The following is a 12,232-nucleotide window of genomic DNA, read 5'->3' as shown; positions in this document are numbered from 1 at the left end:
TCTGAGGCCACCGCGCCTCCCGAAGCAGATTTCGCAAAAGTGGTGGCCGGTTTTGCGACGAAAATCTGCGGCACACCAATAGCCTGAGCATCCTCGCGCTGGCACGCCAACGCGAGGATGCTCAGGGAGCGACGAACCAGAACCGGCGCTTCGAGAACAGCATGTCCGGCTGCCCGACGCTCGCCACCGGTCGGCAATGGGTGTCCGGGCGGGACGCCGCCTCGGGGCGGGAAGCCGTATCGGCGGTCTTGGCCGCCGGAAGCATGAGTGCCGTCGAGACCGGGAACAAGCCGAGCCGGGCCTGGATGGCGGGCTGGCGCACGGCCGAGATCGTGACGATCCCCACCAGCAGACCGCCCGCGATGGTGCCGAGAACGAAGTTCATCATGGTGGTGGAATCCGGCGTGTCCCGCAGGCTCGGCGGGATCGCGCGCCCTCCCTCGTCGCATTTCTCGGCATGATTACGGCACGGCTGCGTCTTACGATGCGTTAACATTGAAATGGCTAAGGTCCCCCCGTCGGCCCGATTCGGGCCCCACGCGCCCCAGGGGGATGACCAGCGATGTCGTACGGAGCCAGCGCCTATGCACGCGTCGCACAGACCGCGCTGTCGCCGCGCGAAGCGGAAGCCGCCGTGCTGCTCAAGGCCGCGGGCCGCCTGCAGGCGATCCAGTCCGATTGGATCAATCAGGCCCCGGCGCTCAACGAGGCACTGAACTTCAACCAGAAGGTCTGGACGATCATCGCGGGCGCGGCGACCGCGCCCGAGAGCCCGCTGCCCGCCGAGATCAAGACCAGTATCGCCGAACTCTCCACCTTCATCTTCAAGCGGATGATCGACACGCTGATCGAGCCGAGCGCCGAGAAGCTCACGGCCCTCATCAGCATCAACCAGAACATCGCCGCCGGCCTGCGCCAGTAGGCCGGGCGCCGCTCCGTTCCGGCTCGCCGAACCTGCCCGCCCGCCGCTCTCGCGCGTGGCGGGCGCCTCCCCGATCCCTCAGGACATCGAAGCCGCGGGCGCGCCCAGCCGCTCGGTCAGGCTTTGCTCGTACTGGATGAGGTCCCGGCAGCGCTTGAGCGCCCGGTAGCGCTCCCCTTCCGCGAGCAAGTCGTGGATGTCGCGCAGGTAGGGTGCCATGCTGGGCGCGGCTTCCATCAGGGCGTTGGCCTGACGCACGAACAGGTCCTCCGCCTCCACGGTCGGCTCCGCGAGGTAGAGCACCGTCAGGGTGAGATAGAGCCGCTTGCAGGCCGTGTCGGCTTCGCTCTCCGAGATGATGTCGCTGCCACGCAGGAAGTTCGTCATCGTCTCGATGACGAAGCTCGACCGGCGCGGCCCGTTGCGGATCGCGGCGCCTCCGATGAGCAGACGTTCCCCCGGCTTGAGTTCGATCTTCAGGGGCATTGCGGATGTCGAAACGCGGTACGGTCCCCCGTCTTCGCCGAACAGAGTTAACGGATCGTGAAGTACCTCCGCCGCAGGCGGCTAAGGCCTTGACACCATTCACGAGGCAGCGGGATCTCGCGGCGTTGAGGCCCAGCCACGGCGGTCGCGTTCGCAGGATGGCGGCGTCGACCGCAGGCCGCCGGGCGGGCGTCAGGACCGGGCCGCCGGGCTTCGGTGCCGTCCCACGCGTCAGGCGGTGCGGTCGACGGGATGGGCTGCCGGCCGGGCGCGGGCCTCGGCGGCCTCCGCGTAGGCGCGGGCTTTCAGCACGACCGGATCTGGCAGTTGCACCACGACGTCGCCCGAACTGGGATCCACCTCCTGATAGACCACCGCTTTGGTGTCGCGATCGATCCGGATGCGGGGTTCGGGTGCGGCGACGGCGGGGCTGCGGGGCTCATCGGCGCGTTCGGATGTCCGCGCGGTCCCGGTGCGGGGATCGTTCGCGCGCTCACGATCCCGGATATCGACCTGCACGGCCGGCGTCAGGGGTGCGGGTGCCGAGACGGGCTGTACCGGCGGGATGGGCGCGGGCGTCGCGCCGGTGGCGCGGACGGGCGGCGCAGGGCCTAGGCTGGGGATGTACATCGCACGCTCGCGTGGTCGACGGTTGCATTTGTGACCAGACAAGACACGGGACGTGAATCGGATCTTAAGGTTCGGGGCCTGCGCACCCCCATTCCGCGCAACGTTCAGAACGAAACACGAAAAAGATGGGTCGTTTTTTAACGATTGTCCCTGGTCGAGACTTTCGCTCCCCGGGAGAGACCGGCGACCGGTCTCAGATATCGATGGCCGGCGCACCGCGTCCGACCCCGTGGGGATCGAAGGCCACGCTCTTGATGACGGCGAAGACCGGCATGCCGGGCACGAGGCCGAGTTCGTCGGCGGCGGCGCGGGTCAGGCGGGCGGCCAGCACCGCGCCGTTGCAGTCGACCTCCACCAGGATCGTGCCCTCGGCGAGGGGGGCGAGGCCGCGCACCCGCCCGGCGAGGCGGTTGCGGGCGCTCAGGCCCACCGGCGCTTCGAGGGCGAGGAGCACGTCCCGGGCCGGCACGTGCACACGTACGGCAGTGCCGGGGGCCAGCGCGATGCGGGGCACCAGGAGTTGCCCGGCGCGGCCGGAAAGCCGGGTCAGGTCCACGGACGGGGCTTCGGCCTCCACCACCATGTCGAGGAGTGCGCCGGCCTCCGCTGCATGGAACGCTCCGAGATCGCCCCGGCGCAGGATCGCCTCGGCGGGTCCGGCGGCGGCGACCCGGCCCTCCTCCAGCACCACGATGGTGTCGGCGAGGCGCGCCACCTCGGAGACCGCGTGGCTGACATACACGATGGGGATGCCGGCCGCGTCGCGCAGGCGCTCGATCAGCGGCAGGATCTCGGCCTTGCGCTCGGCATCGAGGGCGGCGAGGGGCTCGTCCATGAGAAGCAGGCGGGGGCGCGACAGCAGCGCCCGGCCGATCGCCACCCGCTGCCCCTCGCCGCCCGAGAGGCCGGCGGGGCGCCGGTCGAGGAGGTGGCCGATGCCCAGGAGCGCGATCACCGCCCCTGGATCCAGCCCGGCGGCGTCCCCGCGTCCCCGGGCGAACCAGCGCCCATAGGCGAGGTTCTGCCGCACCGAGAGGTGGGGCATCAACCGCGCCTCCTGGAACACCGTGCCGATGCGGCGGCGATGGGCGGGCACGTGCAGGCCGCGCTCCGTGTCGAGCAGGGTCTCGTCGTCGAGGACGATCCGGCCCCGGTCGGGCCGGGCCAGACCGGCGAGGCAGGCGATGACCGTGGACTTGCCGGAGCCCGAGCGCCCGAACAAGGCGGTGAGGCCGCCGGGGGCGGCGAAGCGCACGTCGAGGCGGAACGTGCCGCGCGCGAGCGCGAGGTCGACGGTGATCGCCATGCCTCAGCCCGCCCCGAGCCGGCGCCCGAGGCGCCGGGCCAGGAGTTCCGAGACGAGCAACGCGGCCATCGAGAGCGCCACCGAGACCAGGGTGAGGCGCAGGGCCCCCGCCTCGCCGCCGGGCACCTGAGTCAGGGTGTAGATTGCGGAGGGCAGGGTCTGGGTCTCGCCGGGGATGTTCGACACGAAGGTGATGGTCGCGCCGAACTCACCCATCGCCTTGGCGAAGGCCAGGACGGCGCCCGCGAGCACACCCGGCAATGCCAGCGGCAGGGTCACGGTGAGAAAGACGGCGAGCGGCCCGGCGCCCAACGTGGCGGCGGCCTGCTCGAGGCGGGCATCCACCGCCTCCAGGGAGAGGCGCATCGCCCGCACCATCAGGGGAAAACCCATCACCGCGCAGGCCAGCGCCGCCCCGGTCCAGCGGAAGGAGAACACGATGCCGAGTTCGGCCAGTGCCGCCCCGAAGGTCCCGCGCCGGCCAAAAGCGAGGAGCAGGAGGTAGCCCGTCACCACCGGCGGCAGGATGAGCGGCAGGTGGACGAGCCCATCGAGGAGCGCGCGCCCGGGAAAGCGCTTTCGCGCCAGGAGCCAGGCGACGGCGAGACCCGGGACGAGGCTCGCCAGCGTCGCCACACCGGCGACGCGCAGGCTGAGGACGATGGCCGTCCACTCGTCCGGGGTCAGGCCGAGGGGGTTCACGGCCGCGAAGGTCAGGTCCGGTTCTCGGCGCCGATCACCGAAAAGCCCTGGCGCTCGAAGAACACCCGGGCGGTGGGGCTGCGCAGATAGGCCAGCAGCGCCGCTGCATCTGGGTTGGTCGAGTCCCGGGTCAGCGCCACCGGGTAGATCACCGGCGGATGGCTGTCGGTCGGGAAGGTGGCGAGCACGCGGACGCTCGGGTCGGAGACTGCGTCGGTGGCGTAGACGATGCCGAGCGGCACCTCGCCCCGCGCCACCAGGAGGAGCGCCGCGCGCACGTTCTCGGCCTGCGCGATCCGGCCCTTCACGCCCTCCCAGGCGCGGAGATGTTCGAGGGCCGCCTTGCCGTACTTGCCGGCCGGCACCGCCTCGACGTTGCCCATGGCGATGCGCCCGTCCCCCAGGGCCTTGGAGAGATCGAGACCGGGCTTGAGGTCCACGGCCAGGGACGAATCCTTGGGGGCGATCAGCACGAGGGCGTTGCGCAGGAGGTTCAAGCGGGTGCCGGGCTTCAGGCCATCCTTGCCCGCGACGTAGTCCATCCAGGCGAGGTCGGCGGAGACGAACAGGTCGGCCGGAGCCCCGGCCTCGATCTGCTTGGCCAGCGCGCTGGAGGCCGCGTACGAGATTCGGGCGGTCTTGCCCGTCTCCTTCGTCCAAGCGGCGCTCGCCTCGTCGAGGGCGTTCTTCAGGCTGGCGGCCGCGAACACCACCACGGGCGATTCGGCCTGCGCCGGGGCGATCCCCCGGGCGAGCCCGAGGCCGGCCACCACGCCCAGAACCGCGCCGAGCAACGTCCGCCTCGTCTGATTCATCGCCCTGCTCTTACATTTTCTGCCGGAGCGCCCGCCATAGCACGGAACGGCGCCGCGGCGATCAGGCGCCGCGCTCTTCCTCGTCGAGGGACGGACGCTCGGTGCGGTGCAGGCGGCTGAGGAGGACGAGCATCGGCCCGGGCATCGGTCCCGTCAGGGTGTCGGCATCCGAAAAGATCCCGCGCTCGCGCGCGAGGCGCCGACGGGCCTTGGACTTTCCTGCGAGGACGACCGGCGTTCGACCGCCGGTTCTTCTTATTTTCATACGCACAACGCACGCTCCGACATCGAAATGAGGCGGGAGAAGCCACCACAAACGCGGCTCCCGTCGTTCCGTTCCGGTCAAGCTTGAGCGCAGCGTGGCGGCGGGACGTCGCGGATGCGTGGTGGCGGCAGGGTCGCGCGGATGGTAGAGCCCCGACCATGCTCGAAGGCCTGCCTCCCCACCGCCCGACCCACGTGCTGCGCCTCCTCACCGACGAGGGCTCGGCACGCGCGATGACCGACCTCCTCGGCGAGATGTTCGATCCGACCCAGACGGCGGTGGCCGCCTTCGAGGCGGAGGACGGCCGGACCTGGCGCCTGGAGGCCTATTTCGCCGACGCGCCCGACGAGGACATGGTCCGCGACCTGATCCGCCCCGTGGTTGGCGCGCAGGCGGACGTCGCCACCTTCGAGACCATCGACCAGCAGGATTGGGTGCGCGCCTCGCTCGAGGGCCTGAAGCCCGTGCGGGCGGGCCGCTTCCTCGTCCACGGCAGCCACGACCGCGACACGGTCCGGGCCAACGACCTCGCCATCGAGATCGAGGCGGCGCTGGCGTTCGGCACCGGCCATCACGGCACCACGCTCGGCTGCCTCCGGGCCTTCGCGAACATCCTCAAGCAGGGGCGTCCGGCCCACGTGCTCGACGTCGGCACCGGCACCGGCATCCTCGCCTTCGCGGCGGCCAAGGCCCTGCACACACCCGTCATCGCCGGCGACCTCGACCCGGAGGCGGTGACCACCGCCATCGGCAACGCCCGCCTCAACGGGCTCGGGCCGGTGCTCCGGCTCTACCAGGGCCCGGGCGTGCGCCACGGCCTCGCCGACCGGCCCCGCCGCTTCGACGTGGTCTTCGCCAACATCCTGGCGCGACCGCTGAAGGGGCTGGCGCCGTCCCTGACGGCGGTGGTCGCCGATCACGGCGTGCTGATCCTCTCCGGCCTCATCGAGCGCGACGTTCCGGGCGTGCTCTCCACCTATCGCCACCGCGGCTTCCACCTCGCCCGGCACGGGCTGATCGAGGGCTGGGCGACGCTGGTGTTGAAGCGCGGCGGCGCGGCGGCGCGCCCGCGCCGGACGCGGTTGCGGCCCTTCTGAGCCCGGCGTAACCCTTGAGCGCCATGACCCGCGCCCGCTTCCAGACCTTCGACGATCCGAGCCACCGCCAGGGGGCCGCCCGCATCCGCGCCCTGCGCGAAGCCCTGGCACAGGCCGGGCTGGACGGCTTCGTGGTGCCCCGCGCCGACGAGCACCAGTCCGAGTACGTGCCGCCCCAGGCCGAGCGCCTCGCCTGGCTCACGGGCTTCACCGGCTCGGCCGGCACCGCCGTGATCCTGGCCGAGGAGGCCGCCCTCGTCGTCGACGGGCGCTACACTCTCCAGGCCCCGGCCCAGGTCGACACCGCATTCATCACCCCGGTGCCACTCGCCGAGACCAGCGTGGCGGCCTGGGTCGGCGCCCACATCAAGCCCGGGCAGGTTCTGGCCTACGATCCCTGGCTGCACACCCCCGACAGCGTGGCGCGCCTGGAGCGCGCAGTGGCCAAGGCCGGCGCGCGCCTGCAGGCGGTGGAGGCGAACCCCGTCGACGCGGTCTGGACGGACCGGCCGGAGCCGCCGGCGGGGGCCGTCGTCGCCCATCCGCCGGACCTGGCCGGCGAGTCCGCCGAGGACAAGCTCGACCGCATCCGGGCGGCCCTGGCCGAGGCGGACGACGCCGCCCTGGTGATCTCCGATCCGCACAACCTCGCCTGGGCCTTCAACCTGCGCGGCGGCGACGTGGCCCATACGCCCCTGGCGCTCGGCTACGCGCTGGTGCCGCGCGCGGGCCGCGCCGCCCTCTACCTGACCTCCCCGAACCTCAGCCCTGAGTTGCGCGAAGCCCTGGCACCCCTGGCCGACCTGCATCCGCGCGCCGCCTTCACGGACGGCCTCGCGGCCCAGGCGGCGAACGCCGCGCGCCTGCGCCTCGACGCCGCCACGGCCGCCTTCGCCCTCAAGCAACGGGTCGAGGCGGCCGGCGGCGTCGCCGATCTCGGACCCGATCCGATCACCGCCATGAAGGCGATCAAGAACCCGGCCGAGATCGCCGGCACCCGCGCCGCCCATCTTCGCGATGGGGTCGCGGTGACCCGCTTCCTCGCCTGGCTCGATGCCCAGGGCCAGACGCTGACCGAGATCGGCGCCGTGGAGGCCCTGGAGGATTTCCGCGCCGAGGGCGGCCTGCTGCGCGACGTCTCGTTCCCGACGATCTCGGGCAGCGGCGCCAACGGCGCCATCGTCCACTACCGGGTCAGCCGGGAGACCGACCGGCAGATCCGGCCCGGCGAGCTGTTCCTCGTGGATTCCGGGGCGCAATACGCCGACGGCACCACCGATATCACCCGCACGGTGGCGATCGGCACGCCCTCCGAAGCGATGCGCGACCATTTCACCCGCGTGCTCCGGGGGCATATCGGCATCGCCCGGGCGGTGTTCCCGAAGGGCACCACGGGGGCGCAGATCGATGCCTTCGCCCGCCTGCCGCTCTGGGAGGCTGGGCTCGACTTCGACCACGGCACCGGCCACGGCGTCGGGTCCTTCCTGTCGGTGCACGAGGGGCCGCAGCGCATCGCCAAGACCGGGACGGTCGCCCTCGAGCCGGGCATGATCCTTTCGAACGAACCGGGCTACTACAAGCCCGGCGCCTACGGCATCCGGCTGGAGAACCTCGTCCTCGTGGAGCCCCGCGAAGTGCCAGGGGCCGAGCGCGCGATGCTCGGCTTCGAGACCCTGACCCTCGCTCCCTTCGACCGTCGCCTGATCCGGCCCGATGGGCTGAGCCCGGAGGAGATGGCCTGGATCGACGCCTACCATGCTCGCGTGCGGGAGGCCCTGGCGCCGCATCTCGACGCGGCGACGCGGGCCTGGCTCGAAGAGGCGACCCGGCCGATGGTGGCAACGGTCTGACCCGGCCCGCGCCCGGAGCGCCGGGTGTCCTTCGCGGCGATCCTGGGGCTCCCGGAGGACCGCAAAGGCAGGGACGCGAGATCTCGCGGCCAAGGTCTCACCGCCGAGGTCTCGCGGCTTCGAGATTTTGCGCTCCCGCGGAACGGACGTAACCTGCGCGCTTCAAGCACCGAACGGGACTCGATGATCCGGCTACTCGCCCTGGCGCTCGCGCTCTTCGGCCTCTCTCTCCCCGCCGCCTCCGCGCAGGGGTTCAAGGTGCCGGCCGACCTCGTGAAGGCGAGCCTCGTCGGGGAGCCCTCCGCGATCCGACCCGGCGAGCCCTTCACGGTCGCCATCCGCATGGTGATGCGGCCACACTGGCACGTCTACTGGCGCAATCCCGGCGATTCCGGCCTCGCCCCGGAGGTCGCCTGGACGCTGCCGGCCGGGTTCTCGGCGGGGCCGCTTCAGTGGCCCGCCCCGAGCCGCATCCCCGTCTCGCACCTGATGAACTTCGGCTACGAGGGCGAGGCCGTCCTGCTCGCGGAAATGACCCCGCCGGTCACGCTGGCGCCCGGCAAGGCGGTGACGCTCCAGGCCAAGCTGACCTACCTCGTCTGCGAGCGCGAATGCGTGCCGGGCTCGGCCGACCTGCGCCTGACGCTGCCGGTGGCGCAGGGCGGCACCAGCACGGGGGTCGCGCCCGGCGCGATGATGCTGTTCGAGGCCGCCCGCGCGGCCCTGCCGGTGCCCGCCCCCTGGCCGGTGCGCTACGGCGCCGAGAACGGGCGCCTGCAGGTGCACCTCGCCGTGCCCCCGGGGCTCGCGGCGTCCTCTGTCGCCTACTTCCCCTATGCCGAGACCGCCATCGAGAACGCCGCGGCCCAGGAGGCGCGCAGCGACGCGGACGGCCTGCACATCGATCTCGCCCGTGGCGACACCACCGAGGCGGCACCCGCGACCCTGCCGGGGGTGATCACCTTCGACGAGGCGACGCCGGACGGACTCGTGCGCCGCGCCTACGCCATCGGCGAGGCCCCGGGCGCGGCCGTCGCCGCCACGGCCTCCGCCGCCCCGTCGGCCCCGGTACCGGTTCAGGCCCCGGACGAGAGCCTGACCCTGTGGAGCGCGGCCGGCCTCGCCTTCCTGGGCGGCCTCCTCCTTAACCTGATGCCCTGCGTCTTCCCCGTCCTGTCGATCAAGGTGCTCAGCCTCGTGTCGCATTCCGGCGAACCGGCGGGGCGCGTCCGGCTGCACGGGCTCGCCTACACGGCCGGCGTGCTCGCGTCCTTCCTGGCGCTCGCCGGCCTGCTCATCGCCCTGAAGGGCGCGGGCGCCGGTATCGGCTGGGGCTTCCAGCTGCAATCGCCCCTGGTGGTGGCGGGCCTCGCCTACCTGTTGTTCGCCATGGGTCTCAGCCTGTCGGGCGTCGTGCATCTCGGCGCCGGCATCGCGGGCCTCGGCGACGGCCTGACCCGGCGGGCGGGCCTGGAGGGCTCGTTCTTCACAGGCGTACTCGCCACCGTGGTGGCCACCCCCTGCACCGCCCCCTTCATGGGCTCGGCGGTGGGGTTCGCCCTGACGCAGGAAGCGGCCGTGAGCCTCGCTGTCTTCGCGAGCCTCGGCCTCGGCCTCGCCCTGCCCTTCCTGGCGCTGACCGTCTGGCCGGCGGCCCTGCGGCGCCTGCCCCGACCCGGCGCCTGGATGGACACCCTGAAGGGGGCGCTGGCCTTCCCGATCTACGCCACCGTGGCCTGGCTGGTCTGGGTGCTGTCGCAGCAGGTCGGCTCGGCCGGACTGCTCGCCGCCCTGGTGGGCCTCGTGCTGGTCGGCCTCGCCGCCTGGGCGTGGGAGCGCGGGCACGGCGCCGGCCCGGCCGGCACCTGGATCGCGCGCGGCACCGCCGTGGCGGCGCTGGCCACGCTGGCCGTCCTCACCCTCGGCCTCGACCGGGATCGGGCCGGGGCCGAGACAGCGCAGGCCGATGCCGGCGCCTTCACCCAGGCGCGCCTCGACGGGCTCCTGGCGCAGGGCAAGCCGGTCTTCGTGAACATGACGGCGGCGTGGTGCATCACCTGCCAGGTCAACGAGCGCGCGGCCCTGCGCTCCGAAGCGGTCCAGGCCGGCCTGAAGGCCCGCGGCATCACCTATCTCAAGGGCGACTGGACCAACCAGAGCCCCGAGATCACCCGCCTGCTGGAGCGCCATGGCCGCAGCGGCGTGCCGCTCTACCTCCTATATGCCGGTTCCGGCGAGCCCGTGGTCCTGCCGCAGATCCTCACCCCCGGTCTCGTGCTGGAGGCCCTGCAGGCGGTACCGCTGGCGGCCACGGACCAGAGCGCCGCCCTGACCACGGAGCGATAGCCGATGCCCCAGACCCGCCGCTTCCTCCTCGCCGCGAGCCTCGCGGCGATCCTGACCGGCCCCGCCCTGGCCGCCGGCCCGCAGGTGGGCAAGCCCGCACCCGCCTTCAGCGCCCAGGATTCCGACGGCCGCACGGTCCGGCTCTCGGATTATGCCGGCAAGACGGTCGTCCTCGAATGGACCAACCACGACTGCCCCTTCGTGATGAAGCATTACGGCGCCCACGCCATGCAGGCGTTGCAGAAGAAGTGGACCGGCCAGGGCGTGGTCTGGCTCAGCGTCATCTCCTCCGCGCCGGGCGAACAGGGCGCCGTCGACGGAGCGGAGGCCAACCGCCTGACGAAGACCCGGGACGCCGCGCCCAGCGCCGTGCTCCTCGATCCCACCGGGACCATCGGCCGGGCCTACGACGCGAAGACGACCCCGCACATGTTCGTCATCACCCCGGACGGCACCCTCGCCTACCAGGGGGGCATCGACGACAAGCCCTCGGCCGATCCCGCCGACCTCAAGACGGCCCGGAACCACGTCGAGGCGGCCCTGACCGAGCTTGCCGCCGGCAAGCCGGTCTCGGTGCGAACGGCCAAGCCCTATGGCTGCACGGTCAAGTACGCCTCGTAATCCTTTTCCTTGACGGGAAAACATCCCTGCCGCAGCACGGCGGGATGAGCACCGATGCCGCGCCGCGCTGGACCGTCTTCCGCAACGGGGACTTCCGCCTCTTCGGATCGGCCCGCTTCCTCACCGGCCTCGCCTTCCAGATGCAGGCGGTGGCGGTGGGGTGGTTCGTCTACGATATCACCCGCTCGGCCCTCGCCCTCGGCCTCGTGGGCCTCGCGAGCTTCCTGCCCGCCATGCTCTCGGCCCTGGTGACGGGTCACGTCGCCGACACCTACGACCGGCGCCTCGTCGCCGCCCTGGCCTACGCGACCCTGGCGTTGGCCGATCTCGGCCTGCTTGTGGCCGCCTACCTCGGCACCACGACCTTGTGGCCGATCTATCTGCTCGTCGTCGTGATCGGCACCGGCCGCGCCTTCGCCAACCCGGCCCTGCAGGCCCTCCTGCCGACCCTGGTGCCCCGCGCCCTGTTCGGGTCGGCGATCGCCTGGAATGCCTCGCTCTGGCAGAGCGCCTCGATCCTCGGCCCGGCCACCGGCGGCTTCCTCTACGCCCTCGGGCCGGCGGTCGTCTTCGGCGCGGCCGCCGCGAGCTTCGCGCTCGCCAGCGCCCTCATCCTGGCGATCCGGTTCCGCCCCGCCCCCGTCACCGAGCGTCCGCCCGTGACCTGGGAGACCCTCTCGGCCGGGCTTACCTACATCCGCACGCATCCCGTGGTGCTCGGCGCGATCAGCCTCGATCTCGTGGCGGTGCTGCTGGGCGGCGCCACCGCGCTCCTGCCGATCTTCGCGGCCGAGGTGCTGCATGTCGGGCCCCTCGGCCTCGGCGTCCTGCGCAGCATGCCGGCGGCCGGGGCGGTCCTCACCGCCATCGCGTTGGCCTACTGGCCGCTGCAGCGCCATGCGGGCCTGCGCATGCTCCAGGCCGTGGGCCTCTTCGGCCTCGCCACGGTGGGCTTCGGCCTCTCGACGTCGCTACCCTTCTCCCTGGCCTGCCTGTTCGTCACCGGAGCGGCCGACATGATCAGCGTGTTCGTGCGCCAGACCTTCGTCCAGGGCGAAACGCCCGACGCCATGCGCGGCCGGGTCTCGGCGGTGAACTCGGTCTTCATCGGCGCCTCGAACGAGCTCGGCGAGTTCGAATCCGGCACCCTCGCGGCCCTGATCGGCGCCGTCCCGGCCGTGGTGGCCGGCGG

General features: G+C 72.2%; 13 protein-coding genes. 6 read left to right on the top strand and 7 right to left on the bottom strand.

Features of this window, described 5'->3' with window-relative positions; all coding sequences use genetic code 11:
• Positions 1-121 precede the first annotated feature (121 nt).
• Positions 122-388 carry a hypothetical protein gene (locus K2X24_RS04585; protein ID WP_292495138.1) on the bottom strand — a complete coding sequence of 89 codons (267 nt, stop codon included), beginning with the start codon at positions 386-388 and terminating at the stop codon, positions 122-124.
• 174 nt (positions 389-562) lie between these two features.
• On the opposite strand from K2X24_RS04585, the gene flaF reads away from it, so the two are divergent.
• The gene (flaF, locus tag K2X24_RS04580; RefSeq protein WP_292495137.1) at positions 563-922 is read left to right on the top strand and encodes a flagellar biosynthesis regulator FlaF; all 360 of its coding nucleotides are present in this window, start codon (positions 563-565) and stop codon (positions 920-922) included.
• Between the two features lie 78 nt (positions 923-1,000).
• Here flaF and K2X24_RS04575 read toward each other — a convergent pair whose 3' ends face one another.
• From K2X24_RS04575 to K2X24_RS04550, 6 genes are all read right to left on the bottom strand, one after another.
• A complete protein-coding gene (locus tag K2X24_RS04575) occupies positions 1,001-1,408 on the bottom strand; it encodes a flagellar biosynthesis repressor FlbT (RefSeq protein ID WP_292495136.1) in 408 nt (135 codons plus the stop codon).
• Between the two features lie 231 nt (positions 1,409-1,639).
• A complete protein-coding gene (locus K2X24_RS04570) occupies positions 1,640-1,927 on the bottom strand; it encodes a hypothetical protein (RefSeq protein ID WP_292495134.1) in 288 nt (95 codons plus the stop codon).
• A gap of 304 nt (positions 1,928-2,231) precedes the next feature.
• Positions 2,232-3,344, bottom strand: coding sequence for a molybdenum ABC transporter ATP-binding protein (gene modC / locus K2X24_RS04565; protein ID WP_292495132.1), 1,113 nt, complete (start codon positions 3,342-3,344; stop codon positions 2,232-2,234).
• Positions 3,345-3,347: 3 nt separating this feature from the next.
• Positions 3,348-4,046, bottom strand: a complete 699-nt coding sequence (modB, locus tag K2X24_RS04560; RefSeq protein WP_292495131.1) for a molybdate ABC transporter permease subunit — start codon at positions 4,044-4,046, stop codon at positions 3,348-3,350.
• A gap of 11 nt (positions 4,047-4,057) precedes the next feature.
• Positions 4,058-4,861, bottom strand: a complete 804-nt coding sequence (modA, locus tag K2X24_RS04555; RefSeq protein WP_292495130.1) for a molybdate ABC transporter substrate-binding protein — start codon at positions 4,859-4,861, stop codon at positions 4,058-4,060.
• A 61-nt stretch (positions 4,862-4,922) separates the two neighbouring features.
• The gene (locus tag K2X24_RS04550; protein ID WP_292495128.1) at positions 4,923-5,126 is read right to left on the bottom strand and encodes a hypothetical protein; all 204 of its coding nucleotides are present in this window, start codon (positions 5,124-5,126) and stop codon (positions 4,923-4,925) included.
• 158 nt (positions 5,127-5,284) lie between these two features.
• On the opposite strand from K2X24_RS04550, the gene K2X24_RS04545 reads away from it, so the two are divergent.
• The 5 genes from K2X24_RS04545 to K2X24_RS04525 all read left to right on the top strand — a co-directional run.
• Positions 5,285-6,223: a 50S ribosomal protein L11 methyltransferase gene (locus K2X24_RS04545; RefSeq protein WP_292495126.1), complete on the top strand. Its 939-nt coding sequence runs from the start codon at positions 5,285-5,287 to the stop codon at positions 6,221-6,223.
• Positions 6,224-6,246: 23 nt separating this feature from the next.
• On the top strand, positions 6,247-8,073 hold the full coding sequence (locus K2X24_RS04540) for an aminopeptidase P family protein (RefSeq protein WP_292495125.1): 1,827 nt from the start codon (positions 6,247-6,249) through the stop codon (positions 8,071-8,073).
• A gap of 183 nt (positions 8,074-8,256) precedes the next feature.
• Positions 8,257-10,419 (top strand): protein-disulfide reductase DsbD domain-containing protein, encoded by a 2,163-nt coding sequence (locus K2X24_RS04535; protein ID WP_292495123.1) that lies wholly within the window; start codon positions 8,257-8,259, stop codon positions 10,417-10,419.
• Positions 10,420-10,422: 3 nt separating this feature from the next.
• Positions 10,423-11,040 carry a redoxin domain-containing protein gene (locus K2X24_RS04530; RefSeq protein WP_292495121.1) on the top strand — a complete coding sequence of 206 codons (618 nt, stop codon included), beginning with the start codon at positions 10,423-10,425 and terminating at the stop codon, positions 11,038-11,040.
• A gap of 44 nt (positions 11,041-11,084) precedes the next feature.
• A partial coding sequence (locus K2X24_RS04525) for an MFS transporter (protein WP_292495120.1) occupies positions 11,085-12,232 on the top strand: 1,148 nt, incomplete at its 3' end.

Origin of the sequence: Methylobacterium sp. (genome assembly GCF_019750675.1) — a bacterium.
Lineage (GTDB): Bacteria > Pseudomonadota > Alphaproteobacteria > Rhizobiales > Beijerinckiaceae > Methylobacterium.
Note: the sequence above shows the minus strand (reverse complement) of the source record. Positions and strands in the feature narration are given on the sequence as shown.